The organism is Desulfofundulus thermocisternus DSM 10259 (assembly GCF_000686645.1).
Taxonomy (GTDB): Bacteria; Bacillota; Desulfotomaculia; order Desulfotomaculales; family Desulfovirgulaceae; genus Desulfofundulus; species Desulfofundulus australicus.
In genome coordinates this window covers 1-17,717 of the sequence record NZ_JMLG01000013.1, presented here as the reverse complement: position 1 = coordinate 17,717, position 17,717 = coordinate 1, and the positions used below count along the sequence as shown (strand labels likewise).

Sequence of the window (17,717 nt, the reverse complement as noted above, 5' to 3'; positions counted from 1 at the left end):
GCCCCGAAGCCCCGGAAATATTGAACAGTTCAAGGAGATGATCCCACATGGAGGAAACGCTGGAATTCAGATTGAGCGGTTCGGGTGGCCAGGGTCTGATCCTGGCGGGGGTGATTCTGGCCGAGGCAGCCATCCGGGAGGGCAAGAACGCCGTGCAGGCTCAATCCTACGGTCCGGAGGCCCGGGGAGGCGCCAGCAAGGCGGAAGTAATTATCAGTGAGGGCGAAATTGACTACCCGAAAGTGGTTCTACCCGACGTTGTTCTGGCCATGAGCCAGGACGCGGCCGATAAATATGCCAACAGGGTTAAAAAGGGCGGCCTGCTGATTATAGATAATACTTACGTAAAAAATATTCCCACCACTTCCGCCCGGGTATACGCCTTTCCCATCAGCCGCCTGGCCCGGGAGAAGGTGGGGAAGGAAATGGTGGCCAATATCGTGGCTCTGGGGATACTGGCCGGGTTGACCGGTGCCGTCTCCCGCCGGGTCCTGGAAGAGGCTGTTTTATCGCGTATCCCCAGGGGTACCGAATCTTTAAATCTGAAGGCGCTGGAGCTGGGGTTTGAAATGGCCAGAACTTTCACGGTAAAGGTTCCGGCTTAAAATGATGGTTGTTTGGAGTGTATGGCAGAAGGAAAAACGCTTGTGGTGCAGAAGGAATTACAGAAGGAATTATGGGTTTTAATAAAGGTTTATTATTTTGTGCTTGCCGCCAGTGCGGGGAGGAACTTCTTCCGGCTGGCGGCAGTTTTTATTATTAAATGAAAGGCCCGGGGTTTCTCATGGAAGAGGGAATTTTATATGGTATCGCTTTAACTAAGAGGTTGATGATATAATTGTATGGCAGGTCCTTCTTTTTTTAATTTCAGCAGCTTTTAACCATACGGTATATGTCGCGGGTCCCGGAATGTTAGACGGCAGCCTTTATTTTCATATGTGGAAGAGGTGGTATTTGATGGGCTACAATCTTACTCAAAAAATCATCCGCAGTCATCTTGTTTCCGGTACCATGCAGCGCGGCCAGGAGATTGCCATCAGGGTGGATCAGACCCTGACCCAGGATGCTACCGGCACCATGGCTTACCTGCAGTTTGAAGCTATGGGCATCCCCCGGGTAAAAACGGAGCTTTCCGTATCCTATGTGGATCACAACACCCTGCAGACCGGCTTTGAAAATGCCGACGACCACCGGTTTTTACAGAGCACGGCGGCTAAATTCGGGGTTTATTTCTCCAGGGCGGGCAACGGCATCTGCCACCAGGTGCACCTGGAAAGGTTCGGCATACCCGGCAAGACCCTGCTCGGATCGGACAGCCACACTCCTACGGCCGGGGGGCTGGGAATGCTGGCCATAGGCGTAGGTGGTCTGGACGTGGCGGTGGCCATGGGGGGAGGTCCTTTTCACCTGATTATGCCCGGGGTGATCAACGTCCGGCTGCACGGCCGGCTGGCACCCTGGGCCACGGCTAAGGACGTAATTCTGGAGGTTTTACGGCGCCTTACTGTCAAAGGCGGGGTAGGCAAGATCCTGGAGTACGGCGGGGAAGGGATTAAATACCTGACCGTACCCGAACGGGCCACCATCACCAACATGGGGGCGGAGACGGGAGCCACCACCTCCATCTTCCCCAGCGATGATGTAACCCGGGCCTTTTTGCGGGCCCAGGGCCGGGAAGAGGTCTGGGTGGAGCTGGGACCGGACCCGGATGCCGTGTATGACGAAGTGCTGGACATTGATTTAAGCACTCTTGAACCCCTGGTGGCCTGCCCCCACAGTCCTGATAATGTGAAGCCCGTGCGCGAGGTGGGGCCGCTGGCTGTGGACCAGGTGGTCATCGGTAGCTGTACCAACTCTTCTTACCTGGACCTGATGAAGGTTGCGGCCATCCTCAAAGGGAAAACGGTGCATCCCAATGTGAGCCTGGTCATTGCTCCCGGTTCCCGGCAGGTTCTCACCATGCTGGCTCAAAACGGGGCCCTGGCGGACCTGGTTTCTGCCGGTGCCCGCATACTGGAATGCGCCTGCGGGCCGTGTATTGGCATGGGACAGGCTCCTCCTTCCGGCGGGGTTTCGGTGCGCACCATCAACCGGAACTTCAAGGGACGCAGCGGTACGGCCGATGCCCGGGTGTACCTGGCCAGCCCGGAGACTGCGGCGGCAACCGCCCTTACGGGCAGGCTGACCGATCCGAGGGAGCTGGGCACCCCTCCGGTAGTTGCGCTGCCGGAAAAATTCCATGTGGATGACCGCATGATCCTGCCTCCTGCCGATAATCCGGATGATGTAGAGATCGTGCGCGGTCCGAACATAAAACCCCTGCCGGTGGCCGGGCCCCTGCCGGAGAGTATAGAAGGCCGGGTGCTGATCAAAGTGGGCGACAACATTACCACCGACCACATCATGCCGGCCGGGGCCAAGGTGTTACCACTGCGTTCCAATATCCCGGCCATGTCCGAGTATGTATTTACCGCCGTGGATCCTTCATTCCCCCGCAGGGCCAGGGAAGCCGGAGGCGGGATTATCGTGGGCGGGGAAAATTACGGCCAGGGTTCCAGCCGGGAGCACGCCGCCCTGGTTCCCATGTACCTGGGTGTAAAGGCCGTGCTGGCCAAATCCTTTGCCCGCATTCACCGGGACAACCTGATCAACTTTGGCATTCTGCCTCTTACCTTCATTGAGCCCGCTGATTACGACCGGCTGGAGCGGGACGACGTGCTGCAGATCGATGGGTTACACCGGGCCCTGCGGGAAGGGGCGGAGCTGGAAGTTAAGAATGTTACCCGCGGTTTCACCATTAAAGCCCGGGCGCAGCTCACACCCCGGCAGGTGGAGATCATCCTGGCGGGAGGTTTGCTCAATTACACACGCAGGGCCAGGGCATGAGAAACGGAAATTCATCGTAAATTAAGGGAACAATAATTATCCCCGGCTTTTATTGCCGGGGGTTGCTTTTGTTACCGGTAAAAGCGGCCAGGATCTCCTGTGCCTCCCGGATTTTTTCCGCCGGTACCCATATTTCCAGGGGAACCACCGGACCCATGACCACTTTCAAGTAGATGTTGATGCCGGAGTATTTATACCGGGTGGGGATGCCGGCCTGCTTTAACAGGCCGGCAACCATGTCCGCTTCCAGGTCGTTGGCGGCAGTAAGGAGTTTTTCCCAGGCCATTTCTTTTTTATTTTTTCCTGCCCGGGCTTGGTTATGAACAGCAGTTTTTTAAAATAAAGTTGTGGCCAGGGAATAAAGGGCCACGGCGGTAACCAGCAGGGGTACTCCACGGCGGAAAAGCTCCTGGGATACCCGGGGAAAAATGCCGGTGCCCAGCGCCTGGCCCAGCAGGGCAAAGGGAATCAGGGAGATGGCGGTCAGGATGGCCTGGCGGTCCAGGGCATGCAGGGCCAGCAGGAGGAACAGGCTGGCCGGGTAAACCAGGCAGAAATAAGCGCTGGTGGTGGCCCGGAACTGTTCCTTGGGTACCCCCTGGTGATTTAAGAAGAGCACCACGGGGGGGCCGGGCATCCCCACGCTGGCCCCCAGAAAGCCACCGGCGGCACCCACCGCAGCCTGAGCCCGGGGGCCGAAAGTCCTGCGGGGCATCCAGTCCAGCAGCAGGAGCAGGGCAAAAGCCAGGGTAACCAGGGCTATGATAACTTTGAGCCTGGTGACGTCAAAGTGAATAAACACGTAGGCTCCGAAGGGAATGCCGGCCAGGCCGCCCAGGGACAGGTTCCGGGCCATGGACTTGACAATGCTCTTACGTACCTGGAAGGTGAGAAGGAGCAGCGAACAAAAGGAGATGACCATGGTCATACCCACAGCAGTATGGGCGTTATAGGCCAGCACCAGCAGGGGAACAAGAATGAGGGCCGCGCCGAAACCGGTCACGGCCTGCAGGGTGGCGGCCAGGGTTACGGCCAGGGCGGCTACCAGCCAGGAAGTGGTAAAAAGCAAGGAAATCCCTCCACAAAGGCAAAGGTTTTTTAGATAATTATATAACATTCAGCATTATATAACATAAACCGCTGGCCGGGCATATTACGCTGATAAATTAACTGCTTCAGGCGACTGCGCAGTGATATGCCAGGACGTTAGCGTTTTCTTATGTCATCCGGCGTATCCCGCCGGGCCAGTTCCGTTCTTTTTGTGGTATACTTAAGTTATTCAATATCATCAGGATGGTAAAAAAGGGCGGGTTCGAATAGATTATAACAAAACTGTGGTGGGGAGGACGGCCGATGGCAAAAAAACGGGTGGCGGTTATTTTTGGCGGGCGTTCGGGGGAGCACCGGGTTTCATTGAACTCGGCGGCTTCGGTGATTGGTGCCCTGGATAAGGAAAGGTACGAAGTTATTCCCGTGGTTATCACACCGGAAGGAAAGTGGTTCGCGGGTGTTGAACCGGCGCATTTGCTGGCCGGGGAGGACCCGGAGCAACTGGGGCAAAGGGTTGCTCTTCCGGCTGATCCCACTTATGGGGGTCTGGCCCCCGTGGAAGAGGGTTGCTTAAAAGTGGAGCAGCTGCGTCCTGTGGACGTGGTGATACCGGTTCTGCACGGTACCTTTGGCGAAGATGGTACCGTACAGGGGCTCCTGGAGCTGGCCAACATTCCCTATGTTGGAGCGGGCGTAATGGCTTCCGCAGCGGGTATGGATAAAATAATGATGAAGACTGTCTTTGCCCGGCACGGCCTGCCCCAGGTGCGTTACTGTCATTTCCTGCGCCGTGATTGGGAGCGGGAGCCGGAAGCGGTTCTGGACCGGGTGGAACAGCTGGGTTATCCCGTTTTTGTCAAGCCGGCCAACCTGGGGTCCAGCGTTGGTATATCCAGGGCGAAAAACCGGGATGAATTGCGGCGGGCCGTGGAACTGGCGGCCAGCTACGACCGCAAGATTATCGCGGAAGAGGCCCTGGATGTCCGGGAAGTGGAGGTAAGCGTCCTGGGCAATGATGATCCCATGGCCTCCCTGCCGGGTGAAATCGTTCCCTTAAACGAGTTTTATGATTACGAAGCCAAGTATGTGGAAGGGAAATCCAGGCTGGTTATTCCAGCCAGGCTTCCCGCGGAAACCATGCTGGAGCTGCAAAGGCTGGCCATCCGTGCCTTCAAAGCCCTGGACTGCGCCGGTCTGGCCCGGGTAGACTTTTTCCTGCGCCGGGATAACGGTGCCGTGCTGGTTAACGAAATCAACACCATTCCCGGCTTCACCCGCACCAGCATGTATCCCAAGTTGTGGGAAGCCACCGGCATTCCTTATCAGGATCTGCTGGACCGGCTTATTGAGCTGGCCCTGGAAAGGCACCGGGATAAGAACCGGTCCCGGACCACCTACGATCCGCAGGAAACTGCCGGCTGAATTGCTGGCTGGTTACCGAATTCCCTGACAGTAAATGCAGTAAAATAATAGTGGACATAACAGAAGGCTCGAGAGGAGCATGGCCATGTTTTTTCGCCAGAAGCCGGGGTTCCGTTCGTTCAGCGCTAACTGGACGGCGGCCCGGCTGGGGTTGATGGGACGTTTTCTTTTTCTTTCCTTTCCGGCGGTAGCCCGGGAACTGAAAAGCTGGCGGCTGATGGCCGGGCATTGTTCCGATCCGCACCTGCGCCGGATGGCCCTGGCCAGCATTGAGAAAAAGGCTTTTCACTGCCAGGGGGGCAGCGTCTTCAGCGCCTGGACCGGCAGCTACCGCCGGGAATTGATCCGGGCCATTGTGGCTCTGCAGACCATCAGCGACTACCTGGATAATTTGTGCGACCGGGCGGGGGTAGAGGACGGGGAGGCCTTTTACAGGCTTCACCGGGCTTTTATAGACGCCCTGTGCCCCGGTGCGCCCGGCTGCGATTACTATGCCCTTTATCCCTACCGGGAAGATGGCGGTTACCTGCAGGAGCTGGTACGCTCCTGCCAGCAGGCCCTGGCCCGGTTGCCCGCCTACGGGCCGCTGCGGGAAAGTGCATGCCGGCTGGCCGAACTCTACTGCCAGCTCCAGGTATACAAGCATATCCAGCGCTCCCTGCGGGTGAAGGCCCTCACCGCCTGGCTGGAGCCCCTTTTGAAAAACCTTCCGGAAAGGCTCTACTGGTGGGAACTGGCTGCAGCCACCGGTTCGACCCTTGGTATCTTTGCCCTGTTCGCCCTGGCAGCCCGGGGGGATTATACCGGTGAGGAAGTGGAAAGGGTTATCGCCGCCTACTTTCCCTGGATCTGCGGCCTGCATATTTTGCTGGATTACTTTATCGACCAGCAGGAAGATGTGGAAGGCGGCGACCTGAACTTTGTTGCTTATTACCGGGACGACCGGCAGGTTGCCGGCCGCCTGAAGTATTTTGTGGACCGGTCCCTGGCCCTGGCTGCGGAATTGCCCGATCCCCATTTCCATATTACTGTTGTGCAGGGGCTGCTGGCCATGTACCTGTCCGATGAAAAGGTGGACAGGCAGGGCCTGCAGGCCACCCGCTGCCTGCTTTTGGACAGCGGCGGACCGGCTGCCCGCCGGCTGTACCGCCTGTGCGCTTTTTTACGGAAAGTGGGGATTGTTTGAACACGGCCTGCGTAAAAGTTTCAGATTTATGATTAATCAGCAAGGAGGGGTGTAAGAGGAATGAGTAAGGCGCAGATCTACTTTGTCCTGGCCCTGGTTTTGGCCGTGCTGGTGGCAGTATTTGCCGTACAGAATCTCGAACCGGTTAGCATCAACTTTCTGTTCTGGCACCTGGACGGCATCTCCAAGGTGCTGGTGATCCTGTTTTCTACCATGGCGGGGGCCCTGGCAGTGCTATTCCTGGGTGTATGGTGGCATTTCAGGAGATACCTTTATATCCGCCGCCTGGAAGGGGAAGTCCAGAAGCTGAGGGGCGAGCTCAACAGTTGTAAAAAGGCGGCCGGGCTTCCTCCGGCCGGGGAGTCATCGGATGTTGGTTCCAGCCCAGGTGAGGCGGGTACTGAAAAGCAAAACGGCACCTATGCTTGAGGTGAAACTTGTCGCCACCCTTTTTGTGATCTATTTCATTGTCCGTCTTAATTTAAGAATCTATAATGGGCCCGATAGATCCCAAACCAGTCAGAAAAGAGGATGAGGCAGATGAAATGGACGAAAGAGGCCCTGGAGTATATGAATAACGTTCCCTTTTTCGTGCGGGAAAAGGCAAAAGGAAAGGTGGAGGAGTGGGCCAGGCAAAAAGGGGTCGAGGAAATCACCATGAACGAAGTGATGGAAGCCCGGGGGAAGATGACCGCCCGGGACCCCGATGCTCCCCCGCCGTCCAGACCCCGGATTGCTGTGGTACGCTGCGACATTGTATCCGAAGTCTGCCCGGGCGTGGGCTGCCTGAACAGTTTTAACAGGAGAACCCGGCATTTTGCCCGTTATGGTCCCGATGCCGAACTGATCGGTTTTTTCACCTGCGGGGGATGCAGCGGGCGCCGTGTTTCCCGGCTGGTGGAAAAATTGCTGCCCTACGATCTCACCCATGTTCACTTGAGTTCCTGTATGCTTCTGGAAGGGGACTATCCCAGGTGTCCTTTCAAGGAGCAGATCAAGAAGACCATCCAGGCCAAAGGTGTGGAGGTCATCGAGGGGACGCACCACTGATTCACCGCGTGCCAGTTCTTCCAAAAAATTTTTGCAGGTATACAGGAAAACAGTTATCAATCTTGAATTCTATATTAAGAAAGCAAAAACGTTTTTGCTGTAGCTTTGTACGGTTTAGCGGTGGGATATAACTAACTGGCTCATCTATGCAACAAAGGGGGAATACAATAATCATGCAACCGGTGGAAATCAAAACGAAAATATACTGGGTGGGCGGCATCGATTGGGACTTGCGTTACTTTCATGGCTATCTCACTCCGCGGGGAACCACCTACAATGCTTACCTGATTGTGGATGAAAAAATTGTGCTGGTGGATACGGTCAAACACTACCTGTTTGATGAAATGTTGAGCAGGATCAAAAAAGTTGTGGATCCGACCAAAATCGACTACCTGGTGGTCAATCATGTGGAAATGGATCATTCCGGCAGCGTCCCCAAAATAATGGATCTCGCCCCGGGTGCCAAAATCGTAACTTCGCCCCAGGGGAAAAAGGGTTTGGAGCGGCATTACAAAAGGAATTGGGACTTTATGGTTGTTAATTCCGGTGACGAACTTAACATCGGCTCCCGCACTTTAAAGTTTGTGCACACTCCCATGGTGCACTGGCCCGACTCAATGGTCACCTATATTCCTGAAGAGAAACTGCTTTTGCCCAACGATGCCTTTGGACAGCACATTGCCAGCATTGAACGTTTTGATGATGAGCTGGGATGGGATGTGGTTCACGAGGAAGCGGCAAAGTACTACGCCAATATCGTTTTGCCCTACGGCGACCAGGTAAACAAGGCCCTGGATGTTGTTTCCCAGTTGCCCATTGAGGTGATTGCCCCCAGCCACGGGGTGATCTGGCGCTCCTTCCTGCCCCGGATTTTGCAGGTTTACCGCCGGTGGGCCAATCACGAAACCGGGAAAAAAGCGCTTATAGTATACGATACCATGTGGGGTTCTACGAAGAAAATTGCTCTGGCCCTGCAGGACGGCCTGGAGGATGCCGGTATTCCCGTTACGGTCAGGTTCCTGCAGACCAGCCACATCTCGGAGATTATGCCCGACGTGCTTGTATCAAAAGCCATTTTAATTGGCACGCCCACCTTGAACAACGGCATGCTGCCCAGCGTGAGTGCTTTTCTCACCTACCTGAAAGGACTGAGGCCGAAAAACCGGATCGGGTTTGCCTTTGGTTCTTACGGCTGGGGTGGTCAGGGTGCAAAAGAAGTAAAGGCGTTTATGCAATCGATGGGCTGGGAAGTGCCGCTGGATGTCGTCAACCTTCAGTATATCCCCGGTGAGGACGAACTGGAAGCGGTGCGGGAAATGGGACGTAAGCTGGGGGAGGTGTTGTAGCTGGAGTGCAAACTTGAACATGCCGCAGGACCGGGAAAAGTTAGTTGATGTGGGGGGATGCTGTAGCTGGAGTGTAAACCCCCGGTAAAGGGCACCCGCCACAAAGGGCCTGCGTTTGAAGAGTGAGTGCCCGGGGGAAAGCTATTTTAACCAGCAACGGGTGCGGGCGGTCGTTATGTTATGGAACGTCCTGGAAGAGACGGCAATAGGTAAAAAGAGGGAGTATTCCTAAAACCGCTCCCACCTTTATTCAAAAACAAGCAGAGGTGACTGTAAAAATGGATAAATACGTATGTTCTGTCTGCGGCTACGTTTACGATCCGGAAGTAGGTGATCCGGAAAACGGTGTACCTCCGGGAACGCCCTTTGAAAAACTTCCCGGCGACTGGACATGTCCTGTTTGCGGAGTGGGCAAAGGGGAGTTTGAGAAGGAGAGTTGAATCACTTTCACTTTTTAGCCGGGATCGCACCATGCACGTTCCAGAAGTCGCCTTGCCTTTGTCAGGGCGATTTTCTAAATATGCCTCCGGCAGGGATGGGGAGAACACTTGCGCGGGTTAACCCCGGTTTCGAAAATGCGCTTCAACCGTGCTGGGCGTGCTCATGGGGGCAGCGAGGTGACCGCAACAGGCCTTGGGGGCATACAGCTGCTAGCCAAGCTGTGTTGCCGCATTATATGGGGCAGGTATTTTTTTGGTTATGCCCGGGAGGATTTTTATTTTACCCGTTGAAATGTCAAGATAATAATGAATTCCAAATAATAAACTCCCGGGGGGGTGGGCAGTCCCTGCGACTGCAAATGACATGGATGACACGCGGGACTTGAAAAAATACGTTTTGCTGGCAGCCACCCTGGCTTCCTTTTTAACTCCCTTTATGGGCAGTGCCGTCAACCTGGCCATTCCGGCCATTGGCCGGGAATTTCACCTGGACGCTTTGATGCTCAACTGGATTGTTACTTCCTATCTCCTGGCCTCCTCTGTTTTCTTGCTTCCCTTTGGCCGGGCGGCGGACCTGTACGGCAGGAAAAAGGTCTTTCTGGCCGGGATCATTACTTATACCTTGCTGTCCCTTTTAAGCGGTCTGGCCACTTCAGGGGAAATGCTGATCCTTTTCCGCATCCTGCACGGCATTGGCGGGGCCATGATCTTCGGTACCGGCGTGGCCATCCTGACCGGCGTATTTCCTCCCCGGGAACGGGGGAAAGTGCTGGGTATCAACGTGGCGGCTGTTTATACGGGGTTGTCCCTGGGGCCGGTGGTGGGCGGGTTTTTAACCCACCAGTTTGGCTGGCGGTATATTTTCTACCTGAACTTTTTGCTTGGCTTAATTGTGGTCCTGGTCACCGTGTTTAAACTCAAGGGAGAATGGCGGGATGTGCGGGGTGAAAAATATGACCCGGCGGGGGCGTTCCTTTACACCCTGGGCATGGCGGCGTTCATGTACGGCATTGCGTCGGCCAACGCCAGCACCTATGCCCGCTGGGTCCTGGCACTGGGTCTGGTTTTGCTGGCCCTGTTTATCCGGCAGGAACTGCGCTACCCCTATCCGTTGATCAACCTGAACCTTTTCCGCAACCTGGTTTTTGCCTTTTCCAACCTGGCGGCGCTCATTCACTACAGCGCCACCTTTGCGGTGGGGTTTTTGCTTTCCCTGTACCTGCAGGTGGTCAGGGGGCTGGATGCCCAGACTGCCGGCTTTATCCTCCTGGCGCAGCCCGTTCTGATGGCCCTTCTTTCCCCGCTGGCCGGCAGGCTTTCCGACCGTGTTGAGCCGCGGTTGCTTGCTTCCCTGGGAATGGCCTTGAGCTTTGCGGGACTTTTTCTTTTTTCCCTTATAAACAAAACCACTCCCCTATGGGTGATAATGGGAAATCTGGTGTTGCTTGGCATTGGTTTTGCCCTGTTTTCTTCGCCCAATACCAATGCGGTAATGAGTGCAGTGGAGAAACGCTATTACGGAGTGGCTTCGGCCACCCTGGGTACCATGCGCCTGGTCGGCCAGGCTTTGAGCATGGCCCTGGTTACCTTATTCTTTGGCTTTTATTTGAAGGGCAGGGCCATCATTCCGGCTGCGAGTCCGCTTTTGCTGAAAAGCATGCATATATCCTTTTTGCTCTTTGCCGTGCTCTGCGCCGGCGGCGTATATTTCTCCCTGGCCCGGGGGGAGGTCCGGGAAAAAGAAGGGCGGCCGTAAAGGTGCCACCCGGATTTTTTAATCAAACAGATCTTCAAATAACTCGAAGATGCTGCGTTTCTTTTTGTGCTTGTGGTAGCCGTGATGGCCGTAGTGGTCGTGATGGTGATAGCTGTGGTGCTCGTCGTAATCTTTGTAGTGCTGAAATTCGCCGTGGAACTCCCGGGCCAGAGCAATCACCTTTTCCAGTTCTCCGCCGTCGAGCCACACCCCGTGGCAGCGGGAGCAGACATCCAGCAAAACCCCGAAGCGGGGCACTTCCCTAAGGGGTACATGGCATACCGGGCAGTCCTTCATCAAGAAACGCCTCCTTACTTTAAAATCATATGCTGCTTTCATTATAACAAAAAATGTTATCCTGCAAGCAGGTTTGTTGCCCTGCTGCCAGTGGTAGTACCGGAAAGGCGCAGCAGGCAAGCCCTATCGAAACGTAAACCACTTCCGTGTAGTCCTACGAATTGCTCCGGAGGTGGTTTTATTTGTCAGGACCTGGTTCCAGCCACCCGGCCTTTTCGATGGCGGTGAGAAATTTTTCGCGGATATCGGGGTAGGCTTTCGCCATCAAGCCGACCAGGGAGCGTATTTCTTCCCGCTTCGTTTTACCGCTGGCAGGACAGGGGTTATCTATCACGGGAAGATTTTCAGCCCGCGTGATACCGGCCAGGGTGGCTTCCGGCAGGTAAATAAGGGGGCGGATGAGCACCAGGCCGCTTCTGGCCAGGTGGGTTACCGGTGTAAAGGTGGCCAGCCGGCCGTTGAAAATCCAGTTTAAAAGAAAGGTTTCCAGGAGGTCGTCCAGGTGGTGCCCCAGGGCCACCTTGTTGCAGCCCAGGCGCAGGGCTGCATTGTTCAGGGCGCCCCGGCGCAGGTGGGCGCACAGGGCGCAGGGATTATCCTCCCGGCGGTGCTCAAATACAATGGCACCGATGTCCGTTTTTTCCAGGTGGAATGGTATGTTCAGTTTCCGGCAGAAAGAAGCCAGGGGTGCGGGATCAACCGGCCAGCCCAGATCTAAAAAGATGGCGTGATAGTCAAAGGACAGGGGGGAGTAGTGCTTGAGCAGCCACATGATGTAAAGCAGGGCGGTACTATCCTTGCCTCCTGAAACGCCCACGGCAATCTTATCTCCGGCCTTGATCATGGAGTACCGGTATATAGCCCGTTTCACCCTGCTCAGGAACCACTTTCCGTAAGTACGCTTGAACTGGTAGTCTTCCATGCTCTAACCCTCATTTGCTTGCCCCTGTATGTTCTGGATTCTTGCCATTGGGAACTAAAATCGTGTAATATTAAAGACAATGGGAAATACAGGTGCTGGTACGCCAGCAGGTAACAGTAATTCTTTATAGAGGGTGAGGACATGTTCTTCAGTCATGATGCGCGAAAAATTGTGGTACCCAACATTGTTCACCTGGCTCGAAATTTGAAGCTCGTTCCCGGCCAGGTGGTGGAGCTGGATTGCCCGCGGGCAACCCTGATGAATATTGCCTTTCGTATCCGTACTACCGGGACCGTCGACCTTTTTGTGGAGGAGGAAAACGATCGGGGATGGGAGACCACCGGCAGGCAGGAAGTTGAAGAAGGAGAAATGGTATGGCATTACATCTTGAAACGGCCGTGTTTCCGCCTGCGCCTGGCCAATCCATCGCCGGCCGTAAACGTGGAGGTTTCCATTGATGTTAACCTGCCCTGCCTGAAGGAACCCGGTGAAATAAACCGGCCGGTATTGTAAAGTAAAGGCGCGGTGAAAGCTTTTGCCGTGTTATGGATGCCGGTAATCTATGAACTGTGGTATGGCCACCGCCTCAAGCGGCGGAAGGCCTCTATTTTTTCCTGGCGGCCCAGGCGGCTTTCGGCCAGGGCTTTTTCCAGGAAGGATATGGAATGGTCGTAGGTGGTCCGGTCTACGGGATAAGGGTGGCCGTCCTTGCCCCCGTGGGCGAAGCTGAACCTGGCAGGGTCCCGGAAGCTGGGTGGCGTCCCGTAGGCCAGTTCAGAGAGCAGGGAGAGGGCACGCAGGGCCTTTGGTCCCACTCCCTCGGTGGCCACCAGGGCAGCAAAATTTTCCGGCTGCCGCTCGTAGCTTTTCAAGAACACCCGCTGCAGCCTGGCCGGGTTTAAATCGGCCAGTTCCACCCGGTGCCGGGCCGGGAGGTTCAGGGCCTTTTCCTGCAGCCGGGTCAGGTCCCGGAGCAGGTTTTCCGGTTTCTCCCGGGCCAGTTCGGCAATGACCTTCCGCGCCGGGTCACTTTCCCGGGCCACCAGGTTAAGGGCCTGACCCCTGTAATCGCAGCAAACTGCTGTATGCGGTTCGCAAACAAAATCCCTGACCGCGGTGCTCAGCCAGTGGTAGCGGCGGGCCCAGCGGGTGGATTCGTTCATACCCTGCTGGATAACGGCCCAGCTGCCGGATGCGGTAAAAAAGAAGGTGTGGTGGTAGAGCTGGTACCCGTCCTGAACGGCAGCGTTGTCCACCTTGGCCGCCATTTTACTGGCAAATACCAGCTCCCGGGGATCCCGGGCCAGGGGGAACCTTTCCCCTATGGACAGGATTTCAGCGGGGGTCTGGCGGGATGTTTTTCCCTTACCGCCCGCCACGAAAAGTCCCAGGTGGCCGGCCCGGTCCCTCAGTGCTTCCTTTAAAGCCCCGCAGACGGTGGTGGTAAGGCCCGAAGAATGCCAGTCAAATCCCAGCACGCAGCCGAGAGCTTGAAACCAGAAGGGATCGGCCAGCCTGGCCAGGACAGCTTCCGGACCGTTTTCCATTACCATTACTTCAATTAGAGCACGGCTCATTTTTACCATACGCTCAAAGAGCCAGGGCGGGCATTTTCCCCCATGGAGGGGCAGGTTGGCCATGCCGGTTCGCATGTTTACTCCTCCAGCAAACGGGGGCGCCGCAAGGCGCCCCCCTATTCTTCTTTCCAGTGAATGCACTGGGCAGGGCACATGTCAATGGCTTCCTGAATTTCGTCTTCACCGGCCCCCTGGGGATTAACCACCTCGGCGAAGCCCAGGGTTTTATTCATCTGGAAGACATCGGGGCAAACATCCACACAGGAGCCACAGGCCAGACATTCTTCCGATTCAATGTACGGGATTTTAGCCATGGTAATTCCCCCCTGAATTTCCCTACTTTTTGTATACTGAGTTATTATAACACTTTAGCCGGTGATTTAAAACCACTATTACCGGCAGGGTATGAATAAAGCTCTTTATGTATTTTGTATGCATAATGCAGGAAATTAAAAATTTAACTTGAAATAAATTAATTAAAAATTTATTTGTTTAACATTTTTAAAACCGGAAGGTGAAGGAGCATGAAAGAAGTCTTGCGCAGGGTTATTCCGGGGGAAGAGATAAACAACCCTTCGCTGGAAACCCTCAAGGAACTGGCCTCCCATGAGGCTCAGGCCACTGTTTACGGCAGTGTCAATTTCATTACCCGTGTCCGCAACCGCAGTGCAAAATTTACCTATATTGTGGAAGATGGGGTGCAGCTGGGGGTTGACCAGCAGGGCATTTCCCGGCAGCGGGCACTGGAGCTGGCAGAACAGGTCCAGGCCTATCTGAGCAAAAAAACGGTCATCCGGCTGGACAGGCAGATGGGCAACCACCCCGATTTTCGCCTGCACTGCCGCCTTTATATTACTGCTGAATATGCCCGTATTCCGCTGCAGTGGCACCTGATGCTTTTTGAACCGGAAAACAGGGACGGGGAACCCGACCTGGTGAGCATTTATGTTCCGGAGTGGCCCGAGCGGATTATTTTCTGCCACCCCGAAGCCGGCGTAACCTATATTCTGGGGACGGATTATTTCGGCGAGTGCAAGAAGTCTTTTTTGCGCATGGCCATGTATCTGGTGAAAAAGCGGGGCTGGCTGGGCCTCCATGCGGGGAGCAAGGTTTTAAGGGTGCGGGATAAGGATGGCTTTTTGAAGGAAGTTGGCTTTATTCTTTTTGGCCTGTCGGGGACAGGGAAAACCACCCTCACCATGCATAATCACGGTTTGAGCGGGGAGGAAGGCGTGGCCATCCGCCAGGACGATGTGGTGATGATGAATGGCCGGGGCTTCTGTTACGGTACGGAAAACGGCTTCTATATTAAAACCGAAGGCCTGGACGAGTCCCAGCTGGTTCTATACCGGGCGGCCACCGCACCCGGGGCTGTTTTTGAGAACGTGAAGGTCCTGGAAAACGGGCAGATTCTGTTTGATGATACGGAGCTTACCTCCAACGGCCGGGGGGTAATCCTGCGCCGGGACGTGCTCAACACCGATGACCGGATTGACCTGGATAAGGCCCACCGGCTCATCTTCATTACCCGCCGGGATACCATTATCCCTCCGGTGGCCAGGTTGACGGCAGAGCAGGCGGCGGCTTATTTTATGCTGGGCGAATCCATTGAGACTTCTGCCGGGGACCCCACCCGTGCCGGCCAGTCGAAAAGGGAAGTGGGGACCAATCCCTTTATTATTGGTCCAGAAGAGGAGGAAGGTAATCGCCTGCTGGAGATCCTGCGGGACAACCCGGATATGGAGTGCTACCTGCTGAATACAGGCAGTGTCGGGGCCAGGCCGGGAATCCCGGGTGAAAAGATTACCATTGCCGTTTCCACACACATCCTGAGGGAAATCGCCCGCAATAGCATTACCTGGCAGATCGACCCCGATTGGGGCTACCAGGTTCCCCTGCAGGTGCCCGGGCTGGATTTGAAGCGCTATAACCCCGCAGCTTATTATAGTCCCGAAGTCTACCGGCAGCTGGTGGAGGAGCTGCGCCGGGAGCGCCGCCAGTGGCTGGCCAAGTACCGGGGCTTAAAGCCGGAAATTGTTGCCGCCGTCGAGCCGCCGGGAAAATAAGCTTACGACCTGGAAGGGATTTTCCCGGTTTTGAGCGTTTCCTGGAGCTGGAGCAGCGTCCCTGTAGAGGTGGCCACCAGCAGTAAGGAATAAGATAAAAGGGCTGTAAATAAATCCCGGTGCTGGACCAGGAAAGAGCCCACCAGGGGACCGAGTAACATTCCCGCGGAATAAGCGGTGTTGGCTATACCGTAAGTAGTGCCGTAAAGATGAGGCCGGGCAATCCTTTTACCGGCAGTCCGGGTAGAGCAGGCTCTATCCATTGATTCCGCCAGCAGGGGCAGGGTTGGGGTGGAACAGGCACCGGTGGTGAGGCCCAGCAGGATCATGGTTGCTGCCACCATTTTCACGGAAGGTACCAGGGCCAGCCAGGGTACGGTGATTGCCGTGGTAAGAAGCCCGGCGATAATAATGGGCTTGCGTCCCAGGCGATCGGAGAGAAAGCCAAACAGGGGTTGGAACAGGGCATAGGAAAGGCTTAAAGCGCCAAAGAGCATTCCTACGCCGGCACTGCCCAGGCCGAAGCGATGGTAAAGGTCGATGGGCAGGAGGGGTTCCAGAATTCCAAATCCAAAACTACCTGCGGCGGTTACAAGAACTCCCCAGAAAATGTTCCGGTCAAGTAAAAACTGCTTCCAGGGCAGATTTTCCCGTCCGGGGGAAGGATTATTCCCGGGCAGGGGACTCAGCCAGAGCAGGAGGGTCAATAAAGCTCCTGCCCCTGCCATTAAAAGGAAGGGGAAGGCATAGCCGGCAAACTCGTAAAGGGTACCGCCCAGTACCGGGCCGATAATTGTACCCGCACCGGTGGTGGCCATGACCAGGCCCATTTTTTGCCCCCGTAAGTGGGGGGGATAGAGGACGGCCACCAGGGCCAGGCCTGCAGACCAGGTGGCTGCCGCCGCTGCTCCCTGGAGCAGGCGGCTGATGATCATGAGCCATACCGAGTGAGAAATTAAGAAAAGAAGCGTGGTCGCGGTGAGGCCGGCCATGCCCAGCACCATGACCGGCCTGTAACCGTACCGGTCGCAGGCCAGTCCTGCGGGTACGCTGGCCAGGAGCAGTCCTGCGGATAAAGCAGCAAAGATTAACCCCACTTCGGTGGTGGATGCGCCCGCGCCGGTGGCGTAGTAAGGCATAATGGGGACAATAATGCCGTAAAGTACTGTGTCCAGAAAAACAGCCAGGTTGACCAGGGAGAACAGGTATCCGGCAGGCAAGGGGCTTATACCTGGTTTTAAAAAGCTTACAATACTTAACAAAATATAAGTTTTGCAAGCCGGCCCCCGACCAGGATTTCGCCTCCTTCCAGAAATTTGATTTGCCCCCGGGGGAGCAGGGCGACAGGGGACCTCGGCCCGGGAGTCCCACCCGGATGGGAGTGGCATAAATCCTGCGCCGGAAGGGTTTCCCCCCGGCGGAGGGTTAACCCCGCCTCCCACGTCCTGTTAGGACGCCTACCGGTTTGTCCGACACCGGCTAAACGGGGTCACCGCAGGGACACGGGCAAGAAGCTTGAAGTCGTGCCAGAGAGAGTAAAACTTGATCTGTTCCCATAAAGGGAGTGCGTTGTGAACCTGCATTTTCTTCTCCAGCCGCTTCAAGCAGGCCCGGACCCAACGGGTCATCCCTCTTCCTTCCCTCGGTTTATCGGGAGTGGCCTTTTGAGCCAGGTTCTGCTTGATTCGCTCGAAAAGCTGCTTTAGTTCTCTGGTCACT

18 protein-coding genes and 1 pseudogene are annotated in these 17,717 nt (G+C 55.6%); 11 read left to right on the top strand and 8 right to left on the bottom strand.

Features of this window, described 5'->3' with window-relative positions; translation table 11 throughout:
• The first annotated feature begins 47 nt into the window (after window positions 1-47).
• Both BR83_RS0110040 and BR83_RS0110030 read left to right on the top strand, forming a co-directional pair.
• Complete coding sequence (locus tag BR83_RS0110040) at window positions 48-605, top strand: 2-oxoacid:acceptor oxidoreductase family protein (RefSeq protein ID WP_027356969.1); 558 nt, start codon at window positions 48-50, stop codon at window positions 603-605.
• Between the two features lie 352 nt (window positions 606-957).
• Window positions 958-2,886 (top strand): aconitate hydratase, encoded by a 1,929-nt coding sequence (locus BR83_RS0110030; protein ID WP_027356968.1) that lies wholly within the window; start codon window positions 958-960, stop codon window positions 2,884-2,886.
• Window positions 2,887-2,935: 49 nt separating this feature from the next.
• Here the strand turns inward: BR83_RS0110030 and BR83_RS0110025 are convergent, their stop codons facing one another.
• Together BR83_RS0110025 and BR83_RS0110020 are read right to left on the bottom strand one after the other, a co-directional pair.
• Window positions 2,936-3,172, bottom strand: a complete 237-nt coding sequence (locus BR83_RS0110025) for a putative signal transducing protein (protein WP_027356967.1) — start codon at window positions 3,170-3,172, stop codon at window positions 2,936-2,938.
• Between the two features lie 48 nt (window positions 3,173-3,220).
• Entirely contained in the window at window positions 3,221-3,955 is a 735-nt protein-coding gene (locus BR83_RS0110020) for a sulfite exporter TauE/SafE family protein (RefSeq protein ID WP_027356966.1), read from the bottom strand.
• Window positions 3,956-4,239: 284 nt separating this feature from the next.
• Between BR83_RS0110020 and BR83_RS0110015 the strand changes: the two genes are divergently transcribed.
• The 7 genes from BR83_RS0110015 (at window position 4,240) to BR83_RS0109980 (ending at window position 11,136) form a co-directional block, all read left to right on the top strand.
• Window positions 4,240-5,358: a D-alanine--D-alanine ligase gene (locus BR83_RS0110015; RefSeq protein WP_027356965.1), complete on the top strand. Its 1,119-nt coding sequence runs from the start codon at window positions 4,240-4,242 to the stop codon at window positions 5,356-5,358.
• A 79-nt stretch (window positions 5,359-5,437) separates the two neighbouring features.
• Complete coding sequence (locus BR83_RS15640; protein WP_242839662.1) at window positions 5,438-6,544, top strand: tetraprenyl-beta-curcumene synthase family protein; 1,107 nt, start codon at window positions 5,438-5,440, stop codon at window positions 6,542-6,544.
• A 60-nt stretch (window positions 6,545-6,604) separates the two neighbouring features.
• A complete protein-coding gene (locus tag BR83_RS16425) occupies window positions 6,605-6,973 on the top strand; it encodes a LapA family protein (protein WP_051618113.1) in 369 nt (122 codons plus the stop codon).
• A 111-nt stretch (window positions 6,974-7,084) separates the two neighbouring features.
• Window positions 7,085-7,594: a CGGC domain-containing protein gene (locus BR83_RS0110000; RefSeq protein ID WP_084327178.1), complete on the top strand. Its 510-nt coding sequence runs from the start codon at window positions 7,085-7,087 to the stop codon at window positions 7,592-7,594.
• 173 nt (window positions 7,595-7,767) lie between these two features.
• Window positions 7,768-8,940 carry an FprA family A-type flavoprotein gene (locus tag BR83_RS0109995; protein ID WP_027356963.1) on the top strand — a complete coding sequence of 391 codons (1,173 nt, stop codon included), beginning with the start codon at window positions 7,768-7,770 and terminating at the stop codon, window positions 8,938-8,940.
• Between the two features lie 278 nt (window positions 8,941-9,218).
• On the top strand, window positions 9,219-9,380 hold the full coding sequence (gene rd / locus BR83_RS16740; RefSeq protein ID WP_084327176.1) for a rubredoxin: 162 nt from the start codon (window positions 9,219-9,221) through the stop codon (window positions 9,378-9,380).
• Window positions 9,381-9,744: 364 nt separating this feature from the next.
• Window positions 9,745-11,136, top strand: coding sequence for an MFS transporter (locus BR83_RS0109980; protein ID WP_034635114.1), 1,392 nt, complete (start codon window positions 9,745-9,747; stop codon window positions 11,134-11,136).
• Between the two features lie 18 nt (window positions 11,137-11,154).
• Here BR83_RS0109980 and BR83_RS0109975 read toward each other — a convergent pair whose 3' ends face one another.
• Both BR83_RS0109975 and BR83_RS0109970 read right to left on the bottom strand, forming a co-directional pair.
• Entirely contained in the window at window positions 11,155-11,433 is a 279-nt protein-coding gene (locus tag BR83_RS0109975; RefSeq protein ID WP_027356961.1) for a TFIIB-type zinc ribbon-containing protein, read from the bottom strand.
• Window positions 11,434-11,611: 178 nt separating this feature from the next.
• Complete coding sequence (locus BR83_RS0109970; protein ID WP_027356960.1) at window positions 11,612-12,355, bottom strand: tRNA lysidine(34) synthetase; 744 nt, start codon at window positions 12,353-12,355, stop codon at window positions 11,612-11,614.
• 141 nt (window positions 12,356-12,496) lie between these two features.
• On the opposite strand from BR83_RS0109970, the gene BR83_RS0109965 reads away from it, so the two are divergent.
• On the top strand, window positions 12,497-12,868 hold the full coding sequence (locus BR83_RS0109965) for a hypothetical protein (protein ID WP_027356959.1): 372 nt from the start codon (window positions 12,497-12,499) through the stop codon (window positions 12,866-12,868).
• Between the two features lie 47 nt (window positions 12,869-12,915).
• Here BR83_RS0109965 and BR83_RS0109960 read toward each other — a convergent pair whose 3' ends face one another.
• Entirely contained in the window at window positions 12,916-13,995 is a 1,080-nt protein-coding gene (locus BR83_RS0109960) for a DUF763 domain-containing protein (RefSeq protein ID WP_407637334.1), read from the bottom strand.
• A 53-nt stretch (window positions 13,996-14,048) separates the two neighbouring features.
• Complete coding sequence (locus tag BR83_RS0109955) at window positions 14,049-14,246, bottom strand: ferredoxin (RefSeq protein WP_027356957.1); 198 nt, start codon at window positions 14,244-14,246, stop codon at window positions 14,049-14,051.
• 210 nt (window positions 14,247-14,456) lie between these two features.
• Between BR83_RS0109955 and BR83_RS0109950 the strand changes: the two genes are divergently transcribed.
• Window positions 14,457-15,998, top strand: coding sequence for a phosphoenolpyruvate carboxykinase (ATP) (locus tag BR83_RS0109950; RefSeq protein ID WP_027356956.1), 1,542 nt, complete (start codon window positions 14,457-14,459; stop codon window positions 15,996-15,998).
• 2 nt (window positions 15,999-16,000) lie between these two features.
• Here BR83_RS0109950 and BR83_RS0109945 read toward each other — a convergent pair whose 3' ends face one another.
• Both BR83_RS0109945 and BR83_RS17405 read right to left on the bottom strand, forming a co-directional pair.
• Window positions 16,001-17,218, bottom strand: coding sequence for an MFS transporter (locus tag BR83_RS0109945; protein ID WP_027356955.1), 1,218 nt, complete (start codon window positions 17,216-17,218; stop codon window positions 16,001-16,003).
• Window positions 17,219-17,455: 237 nt separating this feature from the next.
• Window positions 17,456-17,717, bottom strand: a pseudogene (locus tag BR83_RS17405) (IS200/IS605 family accessory protein TnpB-related protein); the annotation flags it as partial.

Excerpts from the sequence above, each read along its gene's own strand:
- BR83_RS0110040 (WP_027356969.1), top strand. The coding sequence starts at position 48 with ATGGAGGAAACGCTGGAATTCAGATTGAGCGGTTCGGGTGGCCAGGGT.
- BR83_RS0110030 (WP_027356968.1), top strand. The coding sequence starts at position 958 with ATGGGCTACAATCTTACTCAAAAAATCATCCGCAGTCATCTTGTTTCC.
- BR83_RS0110025 (WP_027356967.1), bottom strand. The coding sequence starts at position 3,172 with ATGGCCTGGGAAAAACTCCTTACTGCCGCCAACGACCTGGAAGCGGAC.
- BR83_RS0110015 (WP_027356965.1), top strand. The coding sequence starts at position 4,240 with ATGGCAAAAAAACGGGTGGCGGTTATTTTTGGCGGGCGTTCGGGGGAG.
- BR83_RS15640 (WP_242839662.1), top strand. The coding sequence starts at position 5,438 with ATGGCCATGTTTTTTCGCCAGAAGCCGGGGTTCCGTTCGTTCAGCGCT.
- BR83_RS16425 (WP_051618113.1), top strand. The coding sequence starts at position 6,605 with ATGAGTAAGGCGCAGATCTACTTTGTCCTGGCCCTGGTTTTGGCCGTG.
- BR83_RS0110000 (WP_084327178.1), top strand. The coding sequence starts at position 7,085 with ATGAAATGGACGAAAGAGGCCCTGGAGTATATGAATAACGTTCCCTTT.
- BR83_RS0109995 (WP_027356963.1), top strand. The coding sequence starts at position 7,768 with ATGCAACCGGTGGAAATCAAAACGAAAATATACTGGGTGGGCGGCATC.
- rd (WP_084327176.1), top strand. The coding sequence starts at position 9,219 with ATGGATAAATACGTATGTTCTGTCTGCGGCTACGTTTACGATCCGGAA.
- BR83_RS0109980 (WP_034635114.1), top strand. The coding sequence starts at position 9,745 with ATGGATGACACGCGGGACTTGAAAAAATACGTTTTGCTGGCAGCCACC.
- BR83_RS0109975 (WP_027356961.1), bottom strand. The coding sequence starts at position 11,433 with ATGAAGGACTGCCCGGTATGCCATGTACCCCTTAGGGAAGTGCCCCGC.
- BR83_RS0109970 (WP_027356960.1), bottom strand. The coding sequence starts at position 12,355 with ATGGAAGACTACCAGTTCAAGCGTACTTACGGAAAGTGGTTCCTGAGC.
- BR83_RS0109965 (WP_027356959.1), top strand. The coding sequence starts at position 12,497 with ATGTTCTTCAGTCATGATGCGCGAAAAATTGTGGTACCCAACATTGTT.
- BR83_RS0109960 (WP_407637334.1), bottom strand. The coding sequence starts at position 13,995 with ATGGCCAACCTGCCCCTCCATGGGGGAAAATGCCCGCCCTGGCTCTTT.
- BR83_RS0109955 (WP_027356957.1), bottom strand. The coding sequence starts at position 14,246 with ATGGCTAAAATCCCGTACATTGAATCGGAAGAATGTCTGGCCTGTGGC.
- BR83_RS0109950 (WP_027356956.1), top strand. The coding sequence starts at position 14,457 with ATGAAAGAAGTCTTGCGCAGGGTTATTCCGGGGGAAGAGATAAACAAC.